This is a genomic window from Christiangramia aquimixticola (genome assembly GCF_048285835.1).
Classification (GTDB): domain Bacteria; phylum Bacteroidota; class Bacteroidia; order Flavobacteriales; family Flavobacteriaceae; genus Christiangramia; species Christiangramia aquimixticola.
Genome location: NZ_JBLVTL010000002.1, coordinates 546883 through 571722, shown reverse-complemented (window position 1 = coordinate 571722; position 24840 = coordinate 546883). Strand labels below are relative to the sequence as shown.

General features: G+C 39.1%; 22 protein-coding genes. 8 read left to right on the top strand and 14 right to left on the bottom strand.

Annotation, left to right across the window (positions count from 1 at the left end; genetic code table 11):
* Nucleotides 1–66: 66 nt before the first annotated feature.
* The 5 genes from ACNKXV_RS06240 to ACNKXV_RS06220 all read left to right on the top strand — a co-directional run bounded on the left by ACNKXV_RS06240 (nt 67) and on the right by ACNKXV_RS06220 (nt 4921).
* A complete protein-coding gene (locus tag ACNKXV_RS06240) occupies nt 67–555 on the top strand; it encodes a GNAT family N-acetyltransferase (RefSeq protein WP_417906842.1) in 489 nt (162 codons plus the stop codon).
* Between the two features lie 56 nt (nt 556–611).
* The gene (locus ACNKXV_RS06235; protein WP_417906841.1) at nt 612–1088 is read left to right on the top strand and encodes a GNAT family N-acetyltransferase; all 477 of its coding nucleotides are present in this window, start codon (nt 612–614) and stop codon (nt 1086–1088) included.
* Nucleotides 1088–2338 carry an aspartate kinase gene (locus ACNKXV_RS06230; RefSeq protein ID WP_417906980.1) on the top strand — a complete coding sequence of 417 codons (1251 nt, stop codon included), beginning with the start codon at nt 1088–1090 and terminating at the stop codon, nt 2336–2338. Before ACNKXV_RS06235 ends, ACNKXV_RS06230 begins: the two co-directional genes overlap by 1 nt.
* 41 nt (nt 2339–2379) lie before the next feature.
* Nucleotides 2380–4179, top strand: coding sequence for a GNAT family N-acyltransferase (locus ACNKXV_RS06225; RefSeq protein WP_417906840.1), 1800 nt, complete (start codon nt 2380–2382; stop codon nt 4177–4179).
* Between the two features lie 88 nt (nt 4180–4267).
* The gene (locus tag ACNKXV_RS06220) at nt 4268–4921 is read left to right on the top strand and encodes an SDR family oxidoreductase (RefSeq protein ID WP_417906839.1); all 654 of its coding nucleotides are present in this window, start codon (nt 4268–4270) and stop codon (nt 4919–4921) included.
* 51 nt (nt 4922–4972) lie between these two features.
* Here the strand turns inward: ACNKXV_RS06220 and ACNKXV_RS06215 are convergent, their stop codons facing one another.
* From ACNKXV_RS06215 to ACNKXV_RS06165, 11 genes are all read right to left on the bottom strand, one after another.
* The gene (locus ACNKXV_RS06215; RefSeq protein WP_417906838.1) at nt 4973–5365 is read right to left on the bottom strand and encodes a VOC family protein; all 393 of its coding nucleotides are present in this window, start codon (nt 5363–5365) and stop codon (nt 4973–4975) included.
* Between the two features lie 3 nt (nt 5366–5368).
* Complete coding sequence (locus tag ACNKXV_RS06210) at nt 5369–6349, bottom strand: 2-hydroxyacid dehydrogenase (protein WP_417906837.1); 981 nt, start codon at nt 6347–6349, stop codon at nt 5369–5371.
* A 116-nt stretch (nt 6350–6465) separates the two neighbouring features.
* Nucleotides 6466–7815, bottom strand: coding sequence for a magnesium transporter (gene mgtE, locus ACNKXV_RS06205; protein WP_417906836.1), 1350 nt, complete (start codon nt 7813–7815; stop codon nt 6466–6468).
* Nucleotides 7796–8629: a 16S rRNA (adenine(1518)-N(6)/adenine(1519)-N(6))-dimethyltransferase RsmA gene (gene rsmA / locus ACNKXV_RS06200; protein WP_417906835.1), complete on the bottom strand. Its 834-nt coding sequence runs from the start codon at nt 8627–8629 to the stop codon at nt 7796–7798. Before rsmA ends, mgtE begins: the two co-directional genes overlap by 20 nt.
* A gap of 86 nt (nt 8630–8715) precedes the next feature.
* Entirely contained in the window at nt 8716–9024 is a 309-nt protein-coding gene (locus ACNKXV_RS06195) for a DUF4286 family protein (RefSeq protein ID WP_417906834.1), read from the bottom strand.
* A gap of 129 nt (nt 9025–9153) precedes the next feature.
* On the bottom strand, nt 9154–10938 hold the full coding sequence (locus ACNKXV_RS06190; protein WP_417906833.1) for a tetratricopeptide repeat protein: 1785 nt from the start codon (nt 10936–10938) through the stop codon (nt 9154–9156).
* Nucleotides 10939–10984: 46 nt separating this feature from the next.
* The gene (serS, locus tag ACNKXV_RS06185; protein WP_417906832.1) at nt 10985–12256 is read right to left on the bottom strand and encodes a serine--tRNA ligase; all 1272 of its coding nucleotides are present in this window, start codon (nt 12254–12256) and stop codon (nt 10985–10987) included.
* Nucleotides 12257–12325: 69 nt separating this feature from the next.
* On the bottom strand, nt 12326–13645 hold the full coding sequence (locus tag ACNKXV_RS06180) for an HTTM domain-containing protein (RefSeq protein ID WP_417906831.1): 1320 nt from the start codon (nt 13643–13645) through the stop codon (nt 12326–12328).
* Nucleotides 13638–14573: a bifunctional riboflavin kinase/FAD synthetase gene (locus ACNKXV_RS06175; RefSeq protein ID WP_417906830.1), complete on the bottom strand. Its 936-nt coding sequence runs from the start codon at nt 14571–14573 to the stop codon at nt 13638–13640. Before ACNKXV_RS06175 ends, ACNKXV_RS06180 begins: the two co-directional genes overlap by 8 nt.
* 6 nt (nt 14574–14579) lie before the next feature.
* Nucleotides 14580–15206: an aminoacyl-tRNA hydrolase gene (gene pth, locus ACNKXV_RS06170; RefSeq protein WP_417906829.1), complete on the bottom strand. Its 627-nt coding sequence runs from the start codon at nt 15204–15206 to the stop codon at nt 14580–14582.
* Nucleotides 15207–15342: 136 nt separating this feature from the next.
* Nucleotides 15343–15999: a 50S ribosomal protein L25/general stress protein Ctc gene (locus tag ACNKXV_RS06165; RefSeq protein WP_417906828.1), complete on the bottom strand. Its 657-nt coding sequence runs from the start codon at nt 15997–15999 to the stop codon at nt 15343–15345.
* 407 nt (nt 16000–16406) lie between these two features.
* Between ACNKXV_RS06165 and ACNKXV_RS06160 the strand changes: the two genes are divergently transcribed.
* A complete protein-coding gene (locus tag ACNKXV_RS06160; RefSeq protein WP_417906827.1) occupies nt 16407–18020 on the top strand; it encodes a Ppx/GppA phosphatase family protein in 1614 nt (537 codons plus the stop codon).
* 61 nt (nt 18021–18081) lie between these two features.
* Here the strand turns inward: ACNKXV_RS06160 and ACNKXV_RS06155 are convergent, their stop codons facing one another.
* Nucleotides 18082–19017, bottom strand: coding sequence for a ribose-phosphate pyrophosphokinase (locus tag ACNKXV_RS06155; RefSeq protein ID WP_417906826.1), 936 nt, complete (start codon nt 19015–19017; stop codon nt 18082–18084).
* Between the two features lie 230 nt (nt 19018–19247).
* Here ACNKXV_RS06155 and ACNKXV_RS06150 point away from each other — a divergent pair, with 230 nt between their 5' ends.
* Complete coding sequence (locus tag ACNKXV_RS06150; protein WP_417906825.1) at nt 19248–20204, top strand: proline iminopeptidase-family hydrolase; 957 nt, start codon at nt 19248–19250, stop codon at nt 20202–20204.
* Nucleotides 20205–20309: 105 nt separating this feature from the next.
* Here the strand turns inward: ACNKXV_RS06150 and katG are convergent, their stop codons facing one another.
* Entirely contained in the window at nt 20310–22556 is a 2247-nt protein-coding gene (gene katG, locus ACNKXV_RS06145; RefSeq protein WP_417906824.1) for a catalase/peroxidase HPI, read from the bottom strand.
* A 594-nt stretch (nt 22557–23150) separates the two neighbouring features.
* Here katG and ACNKXV_RS06140 point away from each other — a divergent pair.
* The gene (locus tag ACNKXV_RS06140) at nt 23151–23606 is read left to right on the top strand and encodes a hypothetical protein (protein WP_417906823.1); all 456 of its coding nucleotides are present in this window, start codon (nt 23151–23153) and stop codon (nt 23604–23606) included.
* 56 nt (nt 23607–23662) lie between these two features.
* Here ACNKXV_RS06140 and ACNKXV_RS06135 read toward each other — a convergent pair whose 3' ends face one another.
* A complete protein-coding gene (locus ACNKXV_RS06135; RefSeq protein WP_417906822.1) occupies nt 23663–24682 on the bottom strand; it encodes an LLM class flavin-dependent oxidoreductase in 1020 nt (339 codons plus the stop codon).
* Between the last annotated feature and the right edge of the window lie 158 nt (nt 24683–24840).

Here is a 24840-nt window from a genome sequence, read left to right as displayed (position 1 = left end):
TTAAAATTACTACAACGTTTTCGTAAGCATTAGTTGGAATGATTAAATTTGTTGGAAAGATTCTACATGGAAATAAATATTAGAAAAGCAGATAAACAGGACATGGGAGCGGTTCTGAAGCTCATAAGGGAACTTGCCGAATTTGAAAAAGAACCGGATGCTGTGGTTATAAATGAAAGCGACCTTATTCGTGATGGTTTTGGGAAAGATCCTGCATTTCACTGTTTTGTTGCTGAAGTTGATAACAAAATTGAAGGGATGGCACTTGTCTATTTTAGATACTCCACCTGGAAAGGCAAAACCGTTCATCTGGAAGACCTTATCGTAAGAGAAGAATTTCGAGGGAAAGGTCTTGGCTCAGCCTTATATACTCAGGTGATCAAATTTGCCAAAGAAGAAAAAGTAAAAAGAACTGAATGGGTGGTTCTTAATTGGAACAAAGAGGCTGCAGATTTCTACAGAAGAAGTGGTGCAAATGTGCTCGAAGATTGGGATACCGTGCAAATGACAGAACAGGCCATGCATCAATATTTAGAAAATAAAGGCATCCTTTAAGATGGCTTTAATAGCCTTATAGTTTTCAATCTGTATTTTTGTTAAAAATCTTAACTATGGAATATACTATCAGAGAAGCCAGAAGAGAAGACATGAAAGAGGTACTTGAACTAATCAAGGAACTGGCAGCCCACGAAAATCATCTTGATGATGTAGATGTCGATGTAAGTGATCTGGAAAAGGAAGGTTTCGATCATGAAAATTTCAAATGCTTCGTAGCAGATGTGGAAGGAAAGATTGAAGGAATGGCACTGGTATATTTCAGATTTTCTACCTGGAAAGGAAGAACTGTTCACCTGGAAGATCTAATTGTTAGGGAATCCATGAGAGGTACCGGTCTTGGTGGCGCACTTTATCAACAGGTTGTAAAATATGGTCACGAGAATGGAGTGAAGCGAATTGAATGGGTGGTTTCTGAAGGAAATAAGAACGCCATTGAATTCTATGAAAATACAGGCGCACAAATAAAGGAAAGCTGGAAAACAGTGCATATGGAAGAAAGAGGAATCGAGGAAATCGCGAAAAAGAAGTGATCAAAGTCTTTAAATTTGGGGGAGCATCTGTAAAAGATGCCGAAGGAGTAAAAAATCTGCTTAGAGTTCTAAAAGTAACCGGTACTCAAAATAAGCTTATCGTAATTTCAGCTATGGGAAAAACCACCAATATGCTGGAACAGGTAGTTGCAAATTACCTGCAATCTGGAGAAACTCCGGAATTACTTCACGAGGTCAAAGCTTATCATTCAGGAATTTTAAACGAACTTTTTCCAAACCGGCAGGAATCGATTCATTCACGGGTTGAAACACTTTTTACCGAGCTTGAAAATTTCCTGCAGCATAACAAATCCAATAAATATGATTTTGTTTACGACCAGATCGTAAGTTTTGGGGAATTGATCTCTACCACTATCGTTAGTGAATATTTGAATTTTGAAAATATCGTTTCCAACTGGCTGGATGCTCGAAAATTTATAAAAACCGACTCAACTTACCGGGATGCACAGGTAGACTGGACCAAAACTCAAAACAGGATTTCAGAATTTATCGATCCTGGAAAACTTAATATCACTCAGGGTTTTATAGGATCTGATTCCAATAATTTCACCACTACACTCGGCCGGGAAGGTTCAGATTATTCGGCAGCGATTCTGGCATATTGCCTGAATGCTGAAAATGTAACTATCTGGAAAGATGTTCCCGGTGTTTTGAATGCAGATCCAAGATATTTCAGCCAGACTCAGCTCCTAAATCAAATTTCTTATGAAGAAGCGATAGAGCTGGCATTTTATGGTGCATCGGTAATTCACCCAAAAACCCTTCAGCCTTTACAACGAAAAGAGATCCCGTTATTCGTTCGGTCTTTTATAAACCCTTCAGAAGAAGGTACAGCCGTAACAAAAGGAAAACAAATTTTCCCCGAAGTCCCCTGTTTTATCGTAAAGAAAAATCAGGTTTTGATCTCCCTTTCATCACTGGACTTCAGCTTTATGGTAGAAGAGAATATTTCTGAAATCTTTAAGCTATTTCACCAATATCAAATAAAGGTGGATCTTATTCAGAATTCGGCGATTAGCTTTAAAGTATGTGTGGATAATAGATTCAATCAACTTGATAAACTTATTCGCCACTTAAAGGCAAGGTTCAAAGTGGATTATAAAACAGGAGTTTCTCTGTATACGATTCGGCATTTTAACGAAGCTGCCATTAACAGCCTGGAAAAAGATAAAAAGGTACTTTTAAAACAACTTACCCAAAACACTGTACAACTGGTAGCCGAAAACTAATGTTTGATTTCTTATTTTTGATCGAACCAATTTAACCAGTTATGGGAATCGTAAGCGCAAAAGAAGTTGCCTCTGTTATAAACCTTGAAAAATATGGGTTCTTAGGCACCGGGATTGGCTGGCTGGTATTGAAGACCACCAAGCTCTCCAAAATAAACCGTGAGTATGACAAACGTAAGGACTTAAAGGGTACCGACTTTATAGATTCTATTTTAAGTGAATTCGAGATCGATTTTGACATCCCGGAGAAGGATCTAAAACGTATACCAAAAGAAGGCCCTTTCATTACCATTTCCAACCATCCGCTTGGAGGAATTGATGGGATGTTGCTAATGAAACTGGTACTTGAAAGAAGACCTGATTATAAGGTAATAGCTAATTTTTTATTACACCGGCTGGATCCTTTAAAACCATATATACTTCCGGTAAATCCTTTTGAAGACCACAAAGACGCCAAATCAAGTCTTGGGGGAATGAAAAAAGCCATTGCGCATATAAGAGAAGGAAATGCACTGGGAATTTTTCCTGCCGGAGAGGTTTCAACCAACCGTGACAAAAAAATAATCGTGGATAAACCCTGGGAACCTTCGGCAATGAAATTGATTCAAAAATCGAAAGTTCCGGTAGTACCCATCTATTTTCATGCAAAAAACAGCTTATTCTTTTACAGGCTGGCAAGTATGAGCGATGTGCTTAGAACTGCCAAACTGCCCAGTGAGATGTTATCACAAAAACGCAGAAAGATCAAAGTTAGAATTGGCCAACCAATCTCTGTGGAAGATCAACAGGAGCATACCAACCTGGAAACCTACACTGCCTTTTTAAGAAGAAAAACCTACATGCTGGCCAATGTTTTTGAAAAGAAAAAACTGCTGGATAAACTTCCCAAATCCCTTAAAATTCCACGATCTCCAAAAGATATAGCTACAGAAACTAATGCTGATCTCATGCAGCGGGAGGTGGAAATTTGTCGGCAATTGGATAAGCGACTACTGCAAAGTAAAAATTATGAAGTGTTTCTGGCTAAAAGAGAAGTAATTCCCAACATCCTTAATGAAATTGGCAGGTTAAGAGAGATCACATTTAGAGAGGTTGGAGAAGGCACCAATAAGAGTACAGATCTGGATAAATTTGATGAACATTATCACCACCTGTTTTTATGGGATAATGAGGCCGGAAAAATTGCCGGGGCGTACAGAATGGGGATGGGGAATGAGATCTATGCCAATCATGGGATCGACGGTTTTTACCTTCAGGACCTCTTTAGATTCGACCCGGAATTGCATAAAATGATGAGCCAGAGTATAGAGATGGGAAGGGCTTTTATCATAAAAGAATATCAGTTAAAACCCATGCCTTTATTTTTGCTCTGGAAAGGAATAGTGCATTGTACTCTTAGATTTCCTGAGCATAAATATTTGATTGGTGGAGTTACGATAAGTGACAAATTCAGCAATTTCTCTAAGTCTCTTATGATCGAATTCATGAAATCGAATTACTACGATCCCCAGGTAGCTCAATATGTACATCCTAAAAAAGAATTTAAGGTAAAACTGGAGGATGCAGATAAGGATCTGGTATTTGATGAAAGTGAAGCCGATCTCAATAAATTCGACCGGATAATCGACGAACTTGAACCGGAGAATCTCAGACTTCCTGTTTTGATCAAAAAATACATCAAGCAGAATGCAAAGGTGGTAGCTTTTAATGTGGATCCGCTATTTAATGATGCCGTGGATGGTCTTATGTATATAAAAATTGCCGATCTTCCCGAAAGTACGGTTAAACCGGTAATGGAAGAATTTCAGAAAGAGCTTGAAGCCCGGACTTCAGTTGTATAAACCTTGTTAAGATACTGTTATTCCGGCCTGCAGGATTGGGGTTGGCTACAATCCTTATTATCTTGCAAATCAAAAGAAAAGAAAAATTATGGAAAATATATTGATAGCCGGAGCAACCGGTGATACAGGAAAAAGAATCGTTGAAATCCTTAATAATACTGAAAGTTTTAATCCTCTTGCCCTTATAAGAAAAGAGGAACAGCGGCAGCAGTTCGAAGACATGGAGGTAGAAGCTGTAATGGGTGACCTTGAAGGCGATGTTAGCCATGTGATGAAGGGCATAGACAAAGTGATCTTTGCAGCAGGTTCTGGCGGAGACACACCTAAAGAAAAAACTATAGCCGTAGACAGAGATGGTGCAAAAAAAGTGATCGATGCTGCGAAAAATGCCAATATAAAAAAGTTCATCATGCTTAGTTCCATGGGAGCTGATGATCCATCCAAAAATGAAGATCTAAAAGACTACCTGGAAGCTAAAAAAGAAGCCGATGAATATCTTAGAGACAGCGGTTTGAATTATACCATTGTAAGACCAGGTGCATTGACAGACGATCTTGGGCTTGCTAAAGTGGAAGTAGCGAAAGATTCACTTAATAAACGCGGAGAAATTAGCCGGGATGATGTTGCTTTTATTCTGGTGATGTCACTAGCAGATCCTCTTGTGAAAAACATGACCTTTGAAGCCATTGAAGGTGAAGAATCCATTAAGTCTGCTCTAATCGAACTGAGCGCTCAGGGATAAAACAATTTTATATATAATAGAAAAGCCATGCATCGCATGGCTTTTTTTATATTATTCTTTAAGAAATACTTTGTCCACAGGCTCCCATAATTCGATCTTATTGCCATCCGGGTCCATGATCCAGCCAAATTTACCATATTCGTAAGTTTCCATTTCACCTACGATCTCCACACCTTCCTCTTTAAGAACTTTTAATAGCTCTTCCAGGTTTTCAACCCGAAAGTTCATCATAAACTCCTTTTGAGAAGGCTTATAATAATCTGTTTTTTTATCCATAGGACTCCATTGTGTGGAGCAATCATTACCATCTTTGTCTTTCCACCAAAAGGTACAGCCATATTGATCTGTATCCAGGCCAAGATGTTGATTATACCATTTCTTAATGCTATCGGGATCTTCCGTTTTAAAGAAAAATCCACCCAATCCGGTTACTCTTTTTTTCATGGTTTATTCGGTTTTTGCTGGTTCAAATTCAGCATTGATCTTATTGGCAATAACCTCAGCCAGTCCCTTATGCGATTCTTTTGTCCATCCCGCCACATGAGGACTTAAAATGGTATGAGGCATAAACATCAATTCCTGTAAAGCTTCTGGAATTTTATCTGAAGCACTTATAGAAACATTTTTCTTATTGCTGAAAAGGCTTTCAAAACTGGATTTTTCATACTCCAGTACATCGAGCCCGGCTCCCAGAATTCTCTCCTCTTTCAAAGCCAGCACCAGGTCTGCTGTTACCACACTTTTCCCCCGGGCAGTATTGATAAGCCAGAAAGGTTTTTTGAATTTACTAATAAATTCTTTGTTGACCATTTGATGGGTTTGGGGTGTCCAGGGGGTATGCAAACTAACCACATCTGCCTTGGCAAAAAATTCGTCATAATCCACCTGCCTTGCGTTCTCGTCTTCTATTCCCTGTTTGATATCGTAAAACATAACATCTACATCAAAGCCGCGTAATTTTTTAGCGAAGGCTTTCCCCATATTTCCATAACCTATAAGACCTACAGTTTTACCGTCAAGTTCCTCCCCACGGTTTTCCTCCCGGTGCCAGAGACCTTCCCGCACTTCTCTATCGGCTTTGTTCAAACGGTTAAATAAAGACAACAACATTCCCAGCGCATGCTCTCCAACAGCATTCCTATTGCCTTCCGGAGCCGAAAATAATTTTATGCCTTTACTTTCAGCATATTCCACATCTATACTTTCAAGACCAGCACCTACACGGGCAATAAATTTTAAATTTGGAGCTGCATTTATGAATTCCCGATCTATTCTGAACCGGCTTCGGATCACGATCCCGTCGTATTGTTGCTGATTTTGTAAAATCTCTTCCCGCGACATTTCATAACCCTCAATATTATGATGCCCCGCTTGCTGAAGTTTTTCAATTAAAGCAGGATGATTGGTATCGGCATGAAGAATATTCATTCGTATTAAATTTTAAATTGAATAATTAAATTTTACGCACCCTAAAACTGAATTAAAAGGTACACCAACAAATTTAAAGAATGATTATAAGCCTGTGAAGAAACCTCGCAGTGAATCTAAAAACCAAGGATGGTTTGAGCCAGATAAAAGAAAATAAAGATCCCAAAGATATCATTACTGGTGGTGATAAAAGGACCTGTTGCGATTGCCGGATCTATACCCTGCTTATCCAGAATGATTGGCACAAAAGTTCCAATAAGAGCCGCTATAATAATTACAGTTATAAGGGAAAGGGCAATGGTTAAACTAACAATTTGAGGTTGCCCTACTATCCAACCGAATATGATCACCAGGGTTCCAAGAGCCACCCCGTTAATCAGCGTTAATCCTATTTCCTTTAATAAACGATTAAACAGACTGCCTTTAAGATTATCATTCGCCAGTCCCTGAACAATAATCGCACTGGACTGTACTCCAACATTACCTGCCATCGCAGCGATTAGAGGGGTAAAGAAAAATAGCTCAACATATTCAGACAAAGCTTCATCAAAACTTTTCATCACATAAACAGCTCCAAGTCCGCCAAATAGCCCCAGGATCAACCAGGGTAAACGCGCCCGGGTAAGTCTCCAGATGCTGGCATCTGCCTCGACATCTTCAGAAATACCGGCCGCCATTTGATAATCTTTTTCAGCTTCATCTTTAATGAAATCCACAATATCATCAATGGTGACCCTACCTACAAGTCGGCTCATTTCATCAACAACAGGAATGGCTTCCAGGTCATATTTCTGCATGATCCTGGCCACTTCCTCCCCTTCTGTATGCACATTTACATAATCTACATTAGGGATATAAATATCGCTGATATTGGCATCGCTTGATGCAGTTAGCAGGTCTTTAAGTGAAAGTCTTCCTTTGAGCTTATTTTTGTCGTCCACCACATAAATGGAATGGACTCTGGTCACATTTTCGGCTTGCTTGCGCATTTCAGCCATACACCCAGTAACACTCCAGTTTTCGTTGACTTTTACCAGCTCCTTGGCCATAAGTCCCCCTGCCGAATCTTCATCATATCGTAGTAATTCTACAATATCATCGGCATGTTGCTCGTCTGTAATTTCAGAAATTACATCCTGCTGGAGTTCGAAGGAAAGTTCAGAAATGATGTCGGCAGCATCATCGGTATCCATTTCAATAAGCTCTGAAGCGATCTCTTTTGGGGAAAGATTTTCAAGAATGCGTTCCCGCACCCCTTCTTCCAGTTCCATAAGAGCTTCAGCCGTTTTCTCACTGTCTAAAAGCTTTACCAGATAGGTAGCTTCTTCCAGGTTGATTTCGGTTAGAATTTCAGCAATATCAGCATGATGCACATCTTCAAGGTGCAGCAACAACTCCTCATCGTTCTTTTCTTCGATGAGAAACTGGATCTTGTCTATTAATTCATCAGTTATTTGAAATTGCATACGGCTCAATTTTTTGCGTCAGTTCAATAAACTGCTGGAAACCGAGTTGTTCCGGCCGACTGCCAAATATAGCATCTTCCCTCAAATTATCGGGGAGATTAAGACTTTTTAAACTATTACGAAGGGTTTTTCTACGCTGATTAAAGGCAGTTTTTACAACGGTGAAAAACAGCTTTTCGTTACACTCCAGGTTAAAATTTTCTTTACGCTTGAGCCTAAGCACTCCACTATCCACTTTTGGTGGAGGATTAAACACTGTCGGAGGCACCGTAAACAAGTATTCGGCTTCATAAAAGGCCTGAACTAAAACGCTTAAGATCCCATAAGTTTTATTGCCTTCCTTTTCACAGATACGTTTGGCAACTTCTTTTTGAAACATCCCTGAAAATTCCGGAATCTGGTCTCTTAGCTGTAATACCTTAAAAACTATCTGCGTGGATATATTATACGGGAAATTCCCGATCACAGCGAATTGATCCTCTCCAAAAATCTCTGACAGATCGTGTTTCAGGAAATCTTTCTCATGAATTCTCCCTCGTAAATGAAGATAATTGCTTTCAAGATATTCAACACTTTCTGTATCAATTTCGATCACATGGACCTCAGCCTTTTTTTCCAAAAGATATTTGGTAAGCACGCCCATTCCCGGCCCAATTTCAAGAACTTTATTATAAGCTTCGTATCCAAGGGTATCGGCAATTTTGGAGGCTATATTTTCATCGGTTAGAAAATGTTGCCCAAGATGTTTTTTTGCTCTTACACTCTGGTCATCCTTAGCTGAAGGCTTGTTAAATGTTGGCTTATATTTTTTCATGATATTTTTTGATTAGGTAGGCCGGGGATAACCCGTAAGATAGGAGAATGCACTTCACTGCCGAAGCGCCAAAACAAGCAAGGCCTTTATTGCTCTGAAATCACTTCAAGTTCGGTTCTAAAGGCAACAAATTTACCTTCGAACTTCTTTGATTTGGACCTCATCTTATCAGCATTCTCAGCGTAATATTTTTCCAGCATTGCTTTACTCTCGGTAGTATATTGAACCGAATAGGTGATCCCTCCCATTGGTTCTTCCACCAACACACGGGTCATTAAAGCTTTCTGAAATTTTTTGGTATCCAGCATTTCCGGAATATGCTCTTCTTTCATCCATTTAACCCATTGATCATGGATCTCTTCCTGCACGTTTATGGTTACATTATATATATACATCTGTTCGTTTTGTATTAAAAAAGGATAAAAGATCCTAACTAGGTTGACATTTCTGGTTGCAAAGGTAACCTGATAAATTGAAAAGTATTTTCCGGAACTAAAAATTCAGGTTTTCCTGCTGTTTTGCAATTACTCGATAGTATCTCCCCGCAATATCCTATATTTTTTGCGGGCTTCCACAAAATAAATACTGTCTGCAAAGTTAAAGATAATTTGCTCATACAGGTCTTTAGCTTTCTCCGGTTCTGCTAACTGATTGGCATAAAGTTCTGCCAGAAAATAATGTGCATTATCAGCAAGGATATCCTGCCCGAATGAATTGATGATTTCCAAGTAGTTATTTTCTGCTTTTTGATAATTTTTTTCCCTTTCGAATAATTTAGCCTGAGTGTACAAAGCCTCATCCTCAATCTTTTCTCCTTTATGATAAAAGATAATCGAATCCAGTTGGGTTATAGCTTCTTCATTTTTTTTCTGATAGGCCAGCAAATCGGCCCGGGCATATTTTCTTAAAGCTGTTTGAGTGGTATCCTCTAAGGAATTATCGCTGATCAACAAACTTAATTCCATGGCATCATTTGCGATCAATTGAGAAGTTGAGGACTTAAGAATATCAAGCTGCGTTTTTGCCCATTTAAAATCACCTTTATAATAACTGGTTTTGGCCACCTTAAACCGCGCATCCTGCGCCATCCCATCGTTCTTTACCAGATTCTGAATTTGCGAATAATATATAAGTGCCTCATTAAATTTTTCCTGAATTACCAGAATATCTGCCAGAGCCATTTTAACCTGAGCTTTGCCATAAGATGATAAGGGAAGATCAGAAGTATTTTTCAGCAGCTCTATTGCCTTATCTTTTTGATCTAAACGGTAGGCGAAAAAATTTGCATAATCTATCTGCAAATTAAGTGTCTCAGGATTTTTCCCATACTCGGCCAGCAATGCATTAAATTCCTGTTCAATACCCGGCAGCTCTTTTGCCGAAGCGGTTTCTAACTTAAGGCTGATTAAAAAATGTCTTGCCTGTAAATTGAAAGCCCTTGAAGGAGATTCCTCAATAGCATACTCCACAATTTGGCGGGCAGCCTCAAAGTCTTTTGAATCTCTGGCCAGAATTGCCAGATTTAAAATCCCCTGAAGGTTTTTATCACCTCTTTTATAGATCGCCCTTTCCTGAGCAAATGCTTTGGAATATTCTTTTTGCTGAACAAAAAGCCAGCTAAGCATTTCATTATATAAAAGCTGCGGATCTTCCTGAAGTCGTTTTAATAATAATTTCCTAAAGATGATATTAGGTTCCGCATTTGGATCTTCAGAAATATAATTATTGAATTCCCGGTTGGCCAGCCCGTAAAACTTCATATCGTTTTCTATAAGATCGAGGTAATTGCTAAACATTTCCTCGATCTTGCCCTGTTCTCCATAAATTTTGGCTAACTGCAGGTTATAATTGCGGTCTGCATTCATTTCCATGGCACGCTCATAAGCTTTAACCGCGTAATCCAGTAAACTATATTGTTCAAAAGTACGAGCAATAGAATAGGCATAATTTGGCCTCCCTTCTATACTTTGGAGCGCTTCATCATAAAAACGGGTGGCTCGGTCATCATTATTTTGTAGCTGGTAATTGTGCCCTAATTCCACCAGGATCGCGGGATTGTTGGCCGAGTTATTCATTTTAGCCACTAACAGCTCTTCAGCTTCTTTAAAATTTTCAAGCTGCTGATTAGTGGAAACTACCCCATTGAAGTAAATAGAATTGGAAGGGTTTTCTTTGTAAAGTTTCTCGTAGATACTCAGGGCTTTTTTATATTCTCCCTGATCAAAAAAGTTCTTTGCCAGCTGTTCACTTTGGGCATATAGTCCGCAACCAGCCAGCCACCATAAAGCTATAAAAACAAAACAGCGCATATGTAAATATAAACATTTGCGCTGTTTTAGTATGGTGAATATCAGATTAATCTATCATCTCAAAACCACAATAAGGTACAAGTACTTCTGGTACTTTAATACCTTCAGGGGTTTGATAATTTTCCAGAATTCCTGCAAGCACTCTTGGTAATGCAAGCGCACTTCCGTTAAGAGTATGAGCCAGTTCTTTATTATTTTCCTTATTCTTATATCTAAGCTTTAATCGGTTAGCCTGGAAATTTTCAAAGTTTGAAACCGAACTAATTTCCAGCCATCTGTCCTGAGCAGTTGAAAAAACTTCAAAATCGTAAGTAAGCGCAGCGGTAAAACCAAGATCTCCACCACATAGACGTAAGATCCTGTATGGAAGTTTTAATTCTTTAAGCAATCCTTTTACATGATCAACCATGCTATCCAAAGCTGCGTATGAGTTTTGCGGTTTTTCAAGTCTTACTATTTCTACCTTATCAAACTGATGCAAACGGTTAAGGCCACGAACGTGAGCTCCATAAGATCCCGCTTCTCTTCTAAAACATGGCGTGTAACCGGTGCACATCACCGGAAAATCCTTTTCGCTCATCAAATTATCCCTGAACATATTAGTTACAGGTACCTCAGCCGTTGGAATCAAATAAAGATCATCTTCAGTTACATGATACATCTGCCCTTCTTTATCGGGCAACTGACCTGTTCCATAACCTGAAGCTTCATTCACCAACAATGGTAATTGGAATTCGGTATAACCCGCTTCGGTAGCTTTATCGAGAAAATAACTTATCAGGGCTCTTTGTAACCTGGCACCTTTTCCTTTATAAACAGGGAATCCGGCTCCGGTGATCTTGTTACCCAGTTCAAAATCTATAATATCATATTTTTTGGCCAGTTCCCAGTGAGGTAAAGATCCTTCAGCAAGCACCGGAATATCTCCTTCCTTATATACCTCTTCATTATCTTCTTCAGATTTTCCCGCAGGAACAGATTCGTGAGGGATATTTGGAACCGTATAAAGCAGGTTTTGCAATTCAGTAACCGTAGAAGACAACTTTTCTGAAAGTTGTTTAGACTCTTCTTTTAACCGACTGGTCTTTTCCTTAAGAACATTAGCCTTTTGATGCTCGCCATTCTTGAACATGAGACCAATTTCCCTTGACATCTTATTGGAATTTGCCAAAGTGTTATCCAGCTCTGCCTGAGTAGCCCTTCTGGTCTCGTCAAGACTTAGAATCTCGTTAAAAACAGATTCGGCATCAAAATTCCTTTTTTTGAGTGCCTTGATATATTCTTCCTTATGTTCTGCAATTTTGTTAACCTGTAACATGAGACCTGAATTTTTATTTGCCGTTAAAATTTTTCTAAGCCGCAAATGTAACAAAAGCAGGCAAGAAAATTACTCTGATCCTGATGGTAAAATCCAGTCATGGTGTTTAAAATGCTGCCATTCTTCAGCAGCCAGATCTACTGTTGGATCTATAAGAGGTTTATAAGGGCCTCCATTAACACTAATTTTCCCTTCAGCATAAATTTCAACCTTTTTACCCTGAGCAGCGTACTTCTCTTCAAGTCGCTGCGCGAACTGCCAGATCATATCAGGTTTTGAGGGAAGGGCTCGAAGCTGCTTCCTGGTAAGATATTCTTTGTTATCGATAATTTCAGTTTCTCCGGTGGCTTTGTCCACAACCTTGAAGCTAATGTTCCCGGTTTTTCCTCTTAACATCATTCGCCAGCTAAGCCGGTGACCTTCTTCTGTCCACAAAACATCATCTGTAAAAAACCAGTGTCTTAAAGGAAGGCTTATTTGAATTACAAACCATATAGCCATAGCTCCTATCAGGATCTTATTCCAGGAAGGCACAATTATTTCCCCGGCATTGTAAAACTTCTTTTTGCCTAATAAAAATATCTTATTGATACTTGCTGAAGGGAAAAAGAAAATACAGAAAGCCAGAGACATGTAAGGAAATATCCCAATATGAAAAATGAAACTATTGAACAAATGGAAAAATATAGCCGCAAGAAAAGCCCATAATCGTGTTCGTTTCCACAGCAACAAAGGAATGATCAACAAATCGAATAACAACCCAAAATATGCGATCGCATAACGAATCCAGCCTTGCTGAAGAAATTCACCCACAAGCCAGTAATCCTTTTTGGAACGCATAAGTAAAGCCGGAAAACTCCCATCCAGCCAATCTGGATACCACTTGGCAACGGAAGCGTAGGTATACACGATCCATAACTGCAGAATGATAATAATCCAAATAAACCGGGGCATGGAAATTTTACTGATCTTGGGTTTTAACCAGGCATCAATACTAAACCACCTATTCGCGGGCAACCAGCACATGATGAAACACAACAACATTAAAAGATAATAGTGGTTGTTATAGGAGGATTTTTGCATGAGATATACGCCACTCCACATGATCGTATAAATGATGATGGATAGGCGATATTTAAAACCAAGCATTACAAATATACCTGCCACCCCCAAAACGCCATAATACCACAGCATTCCATTGCCGGGTAAAGGCTGCAAAAATTCGAATCCAATAAAATTAAAAGTGAATTCCGGTTCCATAAGAGTTCTGCGAACCCAACCGGTAAAAATGGCACCAAAAGCTTCAACTGCGATCAAAAATCCAAATAAGGCACGAAAAACTACCAGAGCTGAATTATCAACCTGTTTAAAAAGCCATCGGTTAAGCATAATTATCTTTGATATATTGAAATGAAAAAGCCTGATCCTGTTTCATTGCGATCTTTAGATCATCAATGGAAGAGAATTTTTTCTCGTCTCTGATTCTAACCAGTAGATCAACATCTAACTCCTGTCCATAAAGGTCTTTGTCAAGGTCAAAGAAATTTGCCTCTATGGTTTGTTCCTTACCTCCAACAGTTGGATTAGTACCAATATTCATCATTCCAAAAACAGTTTCGCCTTCTATTACCGACCTGATAACATACACCCCGTTTTTGGGAATTAACTTATAATCTTCAGCCACCTCAAGGTTTGCCGTAGGGAAGCCAAGATCTTTTCCTATTCCCCGGCCCTTCACTACAGTACCATGGATACTAAAAGGATGCTGGAGAAAAGTGTTTGCCTTTTCTACTTTCCCTTCAAAAAGGGCATTTCTAATTTTGGTAGAACTAACCGCTACCTGTTCAATATCCTGCTGACTTATCTCTTCAACTTCAAATTCGAACTCGCGTCCAAATTGTCTTAGATCATTGATATCTGCTGTACGGTTGCGACCAAATCTATGGTCGTACCCAATTATGATCTTTTTAGCCTTGAGTTTATTTACCAGGATATCCCGCACAAATTCCAGTGCGGTCAATCTTGAAAACTGATGTGTAAACGGGTGTACTACCAGATGGTCGATCCCGGTTTCTTCAAGCAGTTGTTTACGCTCTGTAATGGTATTTATCAATTTGATCCCGCTTTCCTGCTGAAGCACCATTCTGGGATGAGGGAAAAATGTTAATACAACAGAATCGAGATTATTGGCAGTGGCAGAATTTACCAGCCGATCAATGATCTTTCGGTGACCGGCGTGTACACCATCAAATGTACCTATGGTAACAACTGTTTGCCTTTCGCTTAAAAATGAGTTAGCGCCTTTATACTCTTTCAAATCCTGCTATTTTCCGTTAAATGAATTCATGGTATTGGATACCCCGGCTGTTCCAAAAGACAAAATTAGCTCTACTGAGGTTTTTAATCTTTCAGGCATTTTCTTTTCTTCTTCATTATCCCATTCACCCAGCACATAATCTACCTGCTGTCCTTTGTGAAATTCGTCACTTATCCCAAACCTGAACCTGTTATACTTTGTAGTATTAAGCTGGGTTTGTATATCCTTAAGACCGTTATGGCCACCATCGCTGCCTTTGGTTTTTAATCTAAGTGTCCCAAAGGGCAGGTTAAGATCATCTGTAACTACCAGAAGATTTTCCAGAGAGATCTTTTCCTTTTGCATCCAGTAGTTCACTGCTTTCCCGCTAAGGTTCATATAAGTACTTGGCTTAAGCATGACGAAAGTTCTACCTTTAAATTTAAAAGTAGCCACATCTCCCAGCTTCTGGGTTTCAAAGGTCACTTCCTTTTCGCGGGCAAGTTCATCAAGAATCCTGAATCCTATATTATGCCTGGTATTCTCATATTTAGGCCCAATATTTCCAAGCCCTACAATCAAAAATTTCTTCATGGGATCTAATTTCTTCCCGGTCTCTTTCTTTCGTAAAATCCTTCCGAAGAATGAAAGCATCCAAATTGTTTTCGTAAAGATAAAATTTATAAGATACTTTTAAATTAGAAAGCGTAAAACCGGCGCATAAAATTCACAAAAACAAAAAAGCATTCCGTTACCGGAATGCTTTTTATTATAAATATTAAAAAGGATACTAGTTATCTTCTCCTTCTTTTACTGCTGCTACATCATCAGTTTCAGTAGCTGGTACTTCATCTGCTGCAACTTCATCTTCGTCCTCATCGTCCTCAAGAGCAACAATGTTACGAGAAGTTCTAACCTGACAAATTACAGTGTTATCTGGATGCTGAATCTTGTAGTCATCGCTTTCTACTGCAGTTACATATAACTTCTGACCAATTTTAAGTTTAGTCACATCTGCTACGATATAATCTGGAAGATCTCCTGGCAATCCTCTTACTTTAAGACGACGTAGGTTGTATCTTAATACACCACCATTCTTAACCCCTCTTGCAACACCTTCAGTGTGAACAGGAATTTCCATAGTGATTGGCTTATCGTCAAATATCTGATAGAAATCTATGTGTAGGATCGCGTCTGATACCGGGTGAAATTGGATATCCTGAAGGATCGCATTGAAAGATTCTCCCTCTTTCAATTTAATTTTTACTGTATGTACATCTGCTGTGTACACTAAGTCTTTAAATGCTATTTCCTCTGCTGCAAAGTGTAGTGGATCACCTTCTACCCCGTACAATACGCAAGGAACCTGTCCAGCATTACGTAGTGCCTTAGTTGCCTTCTTGCCTACGCTTTCTCTTTTAGATCCGTTGATCGTAATTGATTTCATCTGTTTGTTTTAAATTATTATTAGCAAATGTCGTCGGGTCCGCTCTGGACTGCCTTCATTTGCGCAAAAATTTCAGGATGCAAAAGTAAGGGTTTTTATTTATCTATAAAACCCTGTTACTTAAAAACTTCGGTAAATTTAAATTGAGGGGAAAGCTGCATTAAATTACTGAAATTTTTTGTCACATTATTGATTTACAGCAGTTTAATTTAAAAATATCCTTCCCTAACCATACTCCGATAGAAATGACCTTTCAAACTAAATATTTTTAATTGTTTCTGAATTATTTCAAAATGATAGAATTAACCGGAAGCAGCTTCTATTATTTCACAAAGCTTTTAAATAATCCGAATCAAAAATCCTTAAATTGAAGTGACCGGAATATTTATTCTTTTATTATTCAACTTATGGAAAATAATTCTCAACTCCCTTCGCCCACAAAACGCATTGCTGCAATAGATCTTGGAACCAATTCGTTTCACGCAGTACTGGTGGATATTTATCCGGACGGAAGTTTTAGAACAATCGATAAACTTAAGGAGATGGTAATTCTGGCGGAAAGGGGAATGGAAAACCGCTTAAGCGAGGCCGCTATGGAAAGAGGCCTGGAAGCGATGAAAAGAATTAAATTTTTATGCGATAGTCAGCAGGTGGAGGAAATTCTTGCTTTCGCCACCTCTGCGATAAGAGAAGCGAAAAACGGTGGGGATTTTATACATCAGGTCCATTCCCATGTTGGAATAAAGGTTAGAGCAATCCCCGGGAAAAAGGAAGCTGAATTGATTGGGTATGCAGTACGACACAGTATTGCCATGGACAAGGAAATGGTTTTAATGGTTGATATTGGTGGAGGAAGCGTTGAATTTATCATTGGAAATAATGAAGAATTTGTTTACCGGAACAGTCTGAAACAGGGAGTGGCGAGGATGTCTGCCAAATTTGTGACTACAGATCCTATTGAAAAAAAGGAGAAAAAAGCGCTTAAGAAACATTTTAAGAAGAAGCTGAAGGAGATCAAATCCATTGTAAAAGAGTATAAGGTTAAAACCATCATTGGATCTTCCGGAACCATGGAGAATATTGGAGCTATGATCGCCAGAAGGAATTCTCATACCGCAGACATGACCCTTAACGAACTAAGTTTTAAAGCTGAAGAGTTCAATTCACTTTATTCAGATTTTATTGGATTGACCGGGAAGGAAAGGGCCAAAATAAGCGAGCTTGACGAGAAACGGATTGATATTATCAATCCCGGGATGGTTCTATTAAAATATATGATCAAGAAATTTGAAATAGAACAGATAAAAATTTCTGAAGCCGCTTTGCGGGATGGGATGATCCTGGATTTTATCAACAAAGAAAGACCTAAACTGGATCTGGTCGCGAATTTCCCGGATCCCCGAAAGCGAAGTATTCATGAACTCTTACGAAAATGCAATTGGATGGAAGAGCATTCCCGACACGTAGCTGGAATGGCACTCCAGTTTTTCGACCAGTTTAAAGCTGACCTAAACCTGGAAGAAGGTGACCGGGAACTTCTGGAATATGCAAGCCTTATGCATGACATAGGATATTATATCTCCTATAGAAAACATCACAAGCATGCGCTTTACATTATTAGACATGCAGATCTACGGGGTTTTAACGAGCATGAGATCAACATTATGGCTCATGTAGCCAGATATCATCGCCGCAGCACTCCGGCTAAAAGACATTTTTTATACCGTAATCTTTCAAAACCGGTGAGGAAAAAGGTGAAAAAACTCTCCGCGATATTAAGAATTGCCGATGGACTTGACCGCAGCCATTATCAAAATGTTCAACAATTCGAAATTGAGAATGGAAAGAGTAAAATTCGACTTCTACTAACCACTTTAGGAGATCCGGAACTTGAAATTTGGGGAGCCACCAGAAAAAGTGATCTGTTTCAGGAAATCACCGGAAAAACTGTGGAGATCTACGCTGTAAACGAGGAAGAGGATGAATCCAAAACAACCGAAAAGCTTTCTACCACAAATTAAAAACCCTCTTTTTAGAATGATCAAAAAGAGGGTTTAAAAAAATATTTCAGTAAAAGATTTATTACATGATAAATTTTGAACTGATTGATTTGTTATCATGTACCCTCTTCATTACATCAGCAAATAGATGCGCGCAGCTCACCACTTTTATTTTTTTACATTCTTTTCTTAGTGGAATGGAATCGGTTACGATAAGCTCCTGAAGTTTTGACTTTTCAACCCTCGCATAGGCATCACCAGACAATACGGGATGCGTACAAATGGCTCTCACACTTATTGCCCCGCGCTCCATCATAAGATCGGCTGCTCTGGTAAGTGTCCCGGCAGTATCTACCATATCGTCTACCAGCACCACATTCTTTCCTGTTACATCTCCAATTAGTTCCATGTGAGAAATAACATTTGCTTTTGCGCGCTGCTTGTAGCAGATCACCACGTCGCTTTCCAGCGCCTTGGAATAGGCATAAGCTCTTTTTGAACCACCCATATCCGGCGAAGCAATAGTTAAATTATCCAGCCCAAGTTCTCGTAGATATGGAAGAAATACAGTACTGGCATATAAATGATCTACAGGTTTTTCAAAAAATCCCTGAATTTGATCTGCATGCAGGTCCATAGTAATAATACGGGTTGCACCTGCTGTTTCCAGGATACTTGCGATCATCTTAGCCGCAATTGGAACCCTTGGCTTATCTTTTCTATCCTGCCTTGCCCAACCAAAATATGGCATTACCGCAGTGATATGTCTGGCAGAAGCTCTTTTAGCTGCGTCAAGCATTAAGAGCATTTCCATTAAGTGGTCACTTCCAGGATGTGTAGATCCAATAATAAATACTCTGGATCCGCGTACAGATTCTTCAAACGAAGGCTGAAATTCCCCGTCGCTATAAGTGGAGGTTATAACATTTCCAAGTTTGGTTCCGAAACGCTCCGCTATTTTTTCGGCCAGCTCCCGGCTTTGGGTACAGTTAAAGATTTTTGCTTCTGTGGTAGGCATGTTGTGTGTTTTGTTGTGTTGAGTTATTGTGCATGCAAATTTAGAAATTATTCCTTGCGAAAACAGTTTTAAAGCTGACGGAAATTATAAAGATTACAAGTATTAAAAATATCGCCCTCCGAGAATTCCATTCTTCCTTAAAAATCAAAATTTAAAATACTCCCTCTATGGCTGATTGGTTTACCGAATTGAATTATTAAATTCACGGATTAACTACTATTTTTTTAAACATGAAATTCCATCAACCTTCTTTTTCCTTCCTGATTATTTCAATTATGCTATGTCTTGTTTCCTGTGCAGATAAGGAAAAAACCTTAAAACCAGCTGAAGGTAAAATTGAAGTTACGGGGGGTGAAGTTTGGTATCGCATAAATGGTCGTGGGAATAAAACTCCTATTCTTCTGTTACATGGAGGACCCGGCTCCTCAAGTTATGGCTTTGAGCCGGTAAAAAAATTAAGCAACGAGAGACCCATAGTTTTTTATGATCAATTGGGAAGCGGGAGATCAGCCCGGATCACCGATACCACCTTGATGACGGTGGAAAGGTATATTGAAGAGGTAGAACAGGTGAAAAAAGAACTGGATCTTGAAAAAGTATATTTATACGGCCAATCCTGGGGCACCGCGCTTAGTTTGGAATATTATCTGAAATATCCTGATCATGTAAAAGGAATAATCTTTAGCAGTCCGTATTTCAGCACAAAAAGATGGATTAAAGATGCGAATGAACTGGTAAAAACTCTTCCTGATTCCTTCCAGCAGGTTATTCGCCGTAATGAAAAAAATAAAACTTTTGACAATCAGGAATACAAGGATGCCGTAAGTCTTTTCTACAGCAAATTTTTACGCAGGAAGGAACGAACTGCAGCTCAAAAGGATACTGCCGGTAAATATTTTGGAACCAATGTATATGAATATATGTGGGGACCAAGTGAATTCACGGCCACCGGTACTTTACTAAATTATGACCGAATAGATCAATTATCCAAAGTGGAAGTTCCTGTTCTATTTCTCACAGGAGAATATGATGAAGCCCGGCCGGAAACAGTGAAATATTATCAGGATCTGGTTCCTAACGCCCGGTTTGTGGAAATTTCTAATTCCGGTCATGCAACTTTGAACGACAACCCTTCAGAAGCCTTAGAAGCAGTAAGATCTTTTCTTGATTCCATAGAAACCAATTAGGCAAAAATTGCTCCAATACTACTGGATTTAAATTATCGAAATCAGGGAAGCTGGAAATAAAAAAGGTGGCCATTAGCCACCTTTCCTATAAATCTATGGTGATTTTTATTTTAAATCATAGCGGTCCAGGTTCATCACCTTATTCCATGCTTTGACAAAATCATTTACAAATTTAGTTTCCATGTCGTCACAGGCATAAACCTCAGCCAGAGCTCTCAATTCAGAATTTGATCCAAAAATAAGATCTGCTCTGCTTCCGGTCCACTTAACCTCGCCAGTTTTACGATCGCGTCCTTCAAACTCTGTTTCAGCTTCTGAAGTCGCTTTCCAGGTTGTATTCATATCGATAAGATTTCTGAAGAAATCATTGGTCAATTGACCGGGTCTGTTTGTAAATATTCCCTTTTTAGAACCATCATAATTCGCATCCATTGCCCGTAGACCTCCAACTAAAACAGTCATTTCTGGAGCAGTAAGCGTTAGTAACTGGGCTCTGTCTATCAGCATTTCTTCTGAAGTAGCAGAAATGTGATCCCGGTTTCGGTAATAATTTCTAAAACCGTCTGCATTTGGTTCCAGTGGAGCAAACGCTTCCACATCGGTTTGTTCCTGACTTGCATCAGCCCTTCCCGGTGAAAAAGGCACCTTAATATCGTGACCTGCTGCTGCCGCCGCTTTTTCAACTCCAGCACATCCGACAAGAACAATAAGGTCTGCAATTGAAACCTTTTTCGAATCCTGAGAATTATTAAAATTCTCCTGAATTCCTTCCAATGTCTGTATCACATTACCAAGTTGCTGTGGGTTATTAATTTCCCAGCCATTTTGAGGCTGAAGTCTCACTCTTGCGCCATTAGCTCCTCCTCTTTTATCGGATCCTCTAAAGGTCGATGCCGAAGCCCATGCAGTAGAAACCAGTTCTTTAACCGCCAGTCCGGAATCCAGGATTTGTGATTTTAAATTCTGAATATCCTGCTCATTGATCAATTCATGATTAATTGCCGGGATAGGATCCTGCCATAATAATTCTTCCTGTGGCACTTCCGGTCCCAGATATCTCTCTTTTGGCCCCATATCACGGTGAGTAAGCTTGAACCAAGCACGAGAATACGCATCGGCAAACTCCTCAGGATTTTCATGAAAATGCCTTGAGATTTTTTCATACTCAGGATCCATTTTCAATGAAAGATCTGTAGTCAACATAAAAGGAGCATGCTTTTTATCCGGATCATGAGCATCTGGCACCGTACCGGCACCTTCGTTGTTTTTAGGCTGCCATTGGTACGCTCCTCCCGGCCCCTTGATACATTCCCAATCATATTTGAAAAGGTTATCGAAGAATTTATTGCTCCATTTGGTTGGAGTATCTGTCCAGGCACCTTCGATTCCGCTGGTAATGGTATCGGCACCTTTTCCAGTCCCGTAACTATTGGTCCAGCCTAAGCCCTGTAATTCAATTCCCGCCGCAGCAGGTTCTTCGGCTACATATTTTTCAGGGTCTGCCGCACCATGAGTTTTTCCAAAGGTGTGTCCTCCCGCAATTAGAGCTACCGTCTCATAATCGTTCATGGCCATTCTTCCGAAGGTTTCACGAATATATTGAGCTGCTTCCACAGGATCCGGGTTCCCATTATGGCCTTCCGGATTTACATAAATAAGCCCCATATGAGCAGCACCAAGCGGATTCTCTAATTCGCCATCACCATATCTGGCTTCATTATCAAGCCATTTATCTTCAGAACCCCAGTAAACATCGGCTTCAGGCTCCCAAACATCTTCTCTACCCCCGGCGAAACCAAACATTTTTAAGCCCATAGATTCGTGAGCACAATTCCCGGCAAGTATCATTAGATCTGCCCATGAAATTTTTCTTCCGTATTTTTTCTTGATCGGCCAAAGTAATAACCTTGCTTTATCAAGATTAGCATTATCTGGCCAGCTGTTTAAAGGAGCGAAACGTTGTTGTCCCGATCCTGCGCCACCACGGCCATCTCCTATTCTATAAGTTCCCGCACTGTGCCAGGCCATTCTTATAAAAAATGGACCATAATGTCCAAAATCTGCCGGCCACCAGTCCTGCGAGTCGGTCATCAAATTATATAGATCCTGTTTAACCGCAGCCAGATCCAGGCTTTGAAATTCTTTGGCATAATCAAAATCATCTTCCATTGGATTGGATAAAGCAGAATTCTGCCTTAATATTCCCAGGTTAAGCTGGTTTGGCCACCAATCCCTATTGGAGGTTCCACCGCCGGCTGTATTTTTGAGCGAACCGCCCATAAAAGGACACCTGCTTGATTCATTAACTTCCCATACCTTGTGATTATCTTTACTTCCAGAATGATTATCCATATTTAAGTTTAGTTTTAATTTTTAAAAGATTTACATTCCAATTTACGAATTTCACTTCTATAATTTTTATCTATACTTTTTATAGAACCATAAATAAACTGGATAGGAATAATATAAACTGAATGTTTGAGGTCATTACATTTGTTGGTACAGGACTTTTTAGGTTAGATCGGATTTTATATTTTAACAGCTTTACTGAGAATTTTGAAATTTAAAATTGATTGAGCAGCTATAAATACAAATTCATCAATGAAAAACTTTGGTTTGGAAATTATCTTGAATTCTTACAATTTTATAAACCTAACCGTTAATTTTATTAAATTAAATACTAATTTTACTCCCTACAATCGTGTCTCTTAATTTAAAGTTGAATTAAATTTAAATTGGTTCAAGTATCAAATATGAAAGAGGGAATAAAATCTACAAATTGGCTTCTGGTACTGTTTATAATGATAGTATTTATCGTGATAAATATTATCATTTCTGAATGGGAAGATTTCGCTGAGTTATTTTCCGGAATTTTTTAACCTCAAGCTTTTAAAATATTAGACCAGCCTATTCCGGGATTATTCTCCTTTAGCACTTTATAACTATATGACTGAAAAAAATTCTCGTTATTCAGAATTTAAAAATGCCGACCAGGAAAACGAAGAGTTAGAAGAAAATGAAATAACCGCGCTTCCTCCCAGATTATATTCCAAAAGAGTTATAATTACTTTTTCCGCTTTATTTTCCACCATTTTTGGAGCGGTGATTCTTATGAGTAATCTTAAGAATCTAAATGAAAGAAAAGGAATGTTTCAGGTTTTAGTTTTTGGAATAATTTTCACCGTTGGCCAGATGATCACGGTAAGCTCTTTACAATCCAATAAATTTAGTCTGATCCTGAACATTTCCGGCGCTATAATCCTGAATGAATATTTTTGGAACCGCTATATTGGAAAGGATAAAGAATATTTAAAAAAGAACTGGGTCAAACCGGCATTGATTTCAACATTAATCAGCCTTCCATTTGTTTTTGCAATTCTCTATTTAGGCGGGAACAGTTAGATTTGAAATAGCATAATTTCAGGCATGTGAAAATTGCCGCTATAATGGATGATTGTCTAAACCGTTAGGCAATTCACTTCTTCCATAATTTCGGAGAAGATTCTAAAGGACCTGAGCCTGTCCTTTTGATCATATATATGTGATGCGACTATAACCTCATCTACCCCGGTTTGCTTGATAAAATCTACGGTTTTACTTTTGACCATTTGCTTGTCTCCGGTAAACGCATATTTAAGCATTCTTTGTAAAGAGGGATTATCTCTAACCGCTCTCAACTCATCATTCATTTCCACCGGTTTTTGAAGATAATCAAGATTACCCGTCATCACTCCAACCATCATTCTTAGCGAACTGGTAGAGATTTTTTCAGCTTCCTCATTAGTATTGGCTGCAATAACATTGATCCCGGCAATACTGTAAGGCTTCTCCAGATATTCTGAAGGCTGGAAATTATTATAATATATCTCCATCGCTTCAAACAACTGTGAAGGGGCAAAGTGACTCGCAAAGACATAAGGCAAGCCTTTTTCTGCAGCAACATGAGCACTATCTGTACTCGATCCAAGAATATACATAGGCACATCCACACCTTCGGCTACAGTCGCCCTAACTTTTGTTGAAGAATTATCATTCTTAAAGTATTTTCTAATCTCATCTATTTCGTGTGGAAACTGAAAAACTGAATTCATCCGGTCGCTTCTAATAGCATGAGCCGTTACCTGATCTGTCCCGGGTGCTCTTCCAAGTCCCATATCGATTCTACCCGGAAATAGCGTTCCCAAAGTTCCGAACTGTTCTGCCACAAGCAATGGAGAATGATTGGGTAACATGATCCCGCCAGACCCTATCCTGATTTTTGCAGTACGCGCTGCCACATGGCCCATTAAAACTGTCGTTGCAGAACTGGCAATACTTACCATATTATGATGCTCTGCCAGCCAAAATCTCTTATATCCCAGACTCTCTGCCTCCTTAGCCAGTTCCACGCTATTTTCAAAAACTTTAGCGTGAGAAATATCCTGGCCTACAACAGCAAGGTCAAGAATGGAATAATTAACAGGTTTATCTGGGAGCATATAATAAAATATTATTTAGGCCGGATTCAATTGGGCTACACCTTGGTCTATTCTTTTCTATTTCCTTACACCTTAATGGATAGAGAAGATTTTTCAGACGTCTATAACACAAATAAAAAAAACCCCTGCAAATACAGAGGTTTTAAAGAAGTACTCGA

Coding starts and splice junctions, on each gene's coding strand:
- ACNKXV_RS06240 (WP_417906842.1), top strand. CDS start 67: ATGGAAATAAATATTAGAAAAGCAGATAAACAGGACATGGGAGCGGTT.
- ACNKXV_RS06235 (WP_417906841.1), top strand. CDS start 612: ATGGAATATACTATCAGAGAAGCCAGAAGAGAAGACATGAAAGAGGTA.
- ACNKXV_RS06225 (WP_417906840.1), top strand. CDS start 2,380: ATGGGAATCGTAAGCGCAAAAGAAGTTGCCTCTGTTATAAACCTTGAA.
- ACNKXV_RS06220 (WP_417906839.1), top strand. CDS start 4,268: ATGGAAAATATATTGATAGCCGGAGCAACCGGTGATACAGGAAAAAGA.
- ACNKXV_RS06215 (WP_417906838.1), bottom strand. CDS start 5,365: ATGAAAAAAAGAGTAACCGGATTGGGTGGATTTTTCTTTAAAACGGAA.
- ACNKXV_RS06210 (WP_417906837.1), bottom strand. CDS start 6,349: ATGAATATTCTTCATGCCGATACCAATCATCCTGCTTTAATTGAAAAA.
- mgtE (WP_417906836.1), bottom strand. CDS start 7,815: ATGCAATTTCAAATAACTGATGAATTAATAGACAAGATCCAGTTTCTC.
- rsmA (WP_417906835.1), bottom strand. CDS start 8,629: ATGAAAAAATATAAGCCAACATTTAACAAGCCTTCAGCTAAGGATGAC.
- ACNKXV_RS06195 (WP_417906834.1), bottom strand. CDS start 9,024: ATGTATATATATAATGTAACCATAAACGTGCAGGAAGAGATCCATGAT.
- ACNKXV_RS06190 (WP_417906833.1), bottom strand. CDS start 10,938: ATGCGCTGTTTTGTTTTTATAGCTTTATGGTGGCTGGCTGGTTGCGGA.
- serS (WP_417906832.1), bottom strand. CDS start 12,256: ATGTTACAGGTTAACAAAATTGCAGAACATAAGGAAGAATATATCAAG.
- ACNKXV_RS06180 (WP_417906831.1), bottom strand. CDS start 13,645: ATGCTTAACCGATGGCTTTTTAAACAGGTTGATAATTCAGCTCTGGTA.
- pth (WP_417906829.1), bottom strand. CDS start 15,206: ATGCTTTCATTCTTCGGAAGGATTTTACGAAAGAAAGAGACCGGGAAG.
- ACNKXV_RS06165 (WP_417906828.1), bottom strand. CDS start 15,999: ATGAAATCAATTACGATCAACGGATCTAAAAGAGAAAGCGTAGGCAAG.
- ACNKXV_RS06160 (WP_417906827.1), top strand. CDS start 16,407: ATGGAAAATAATTCTCAACTCCCTTCGCCCACAAAACGCATTGCTGCA.
- ACNKXV_RS06155 (WP_417906826.1), bottom strand. CDS start 19,017: ATGCCTACCACAGAAGCAAAAATCTTTAACTGTACCCAAAGCCGGGAG.
- ACNKXV_RS06150 (WP_417906825.1), top strand. CDS start 19,248: ATGAAATTCCATCAACCTTCTTTTTCCTTCCTGATTATTTCAATTATG.
- katG (WP_417906824.1), bottom strand. CDS start 22,556: ATGGATAATCATTCTGGAAGTAAAGATAATCACAAGGTATGGGAAGTT.
- ACNKXV_RS06140 (WP_417906823.1), top strand. CDS start 23,151: ATGACTGAAAAAAATTCTCGTTATTCAGAATTTAAAAATGCCGACCAG.
- ACNKXV_RS06135 (WP_417906822.1), bottom strand. CDS start 24,682: ATGCTCCCAGATAAACCTGTTAATTATTCCATTCTTGACCTTGCTGTT.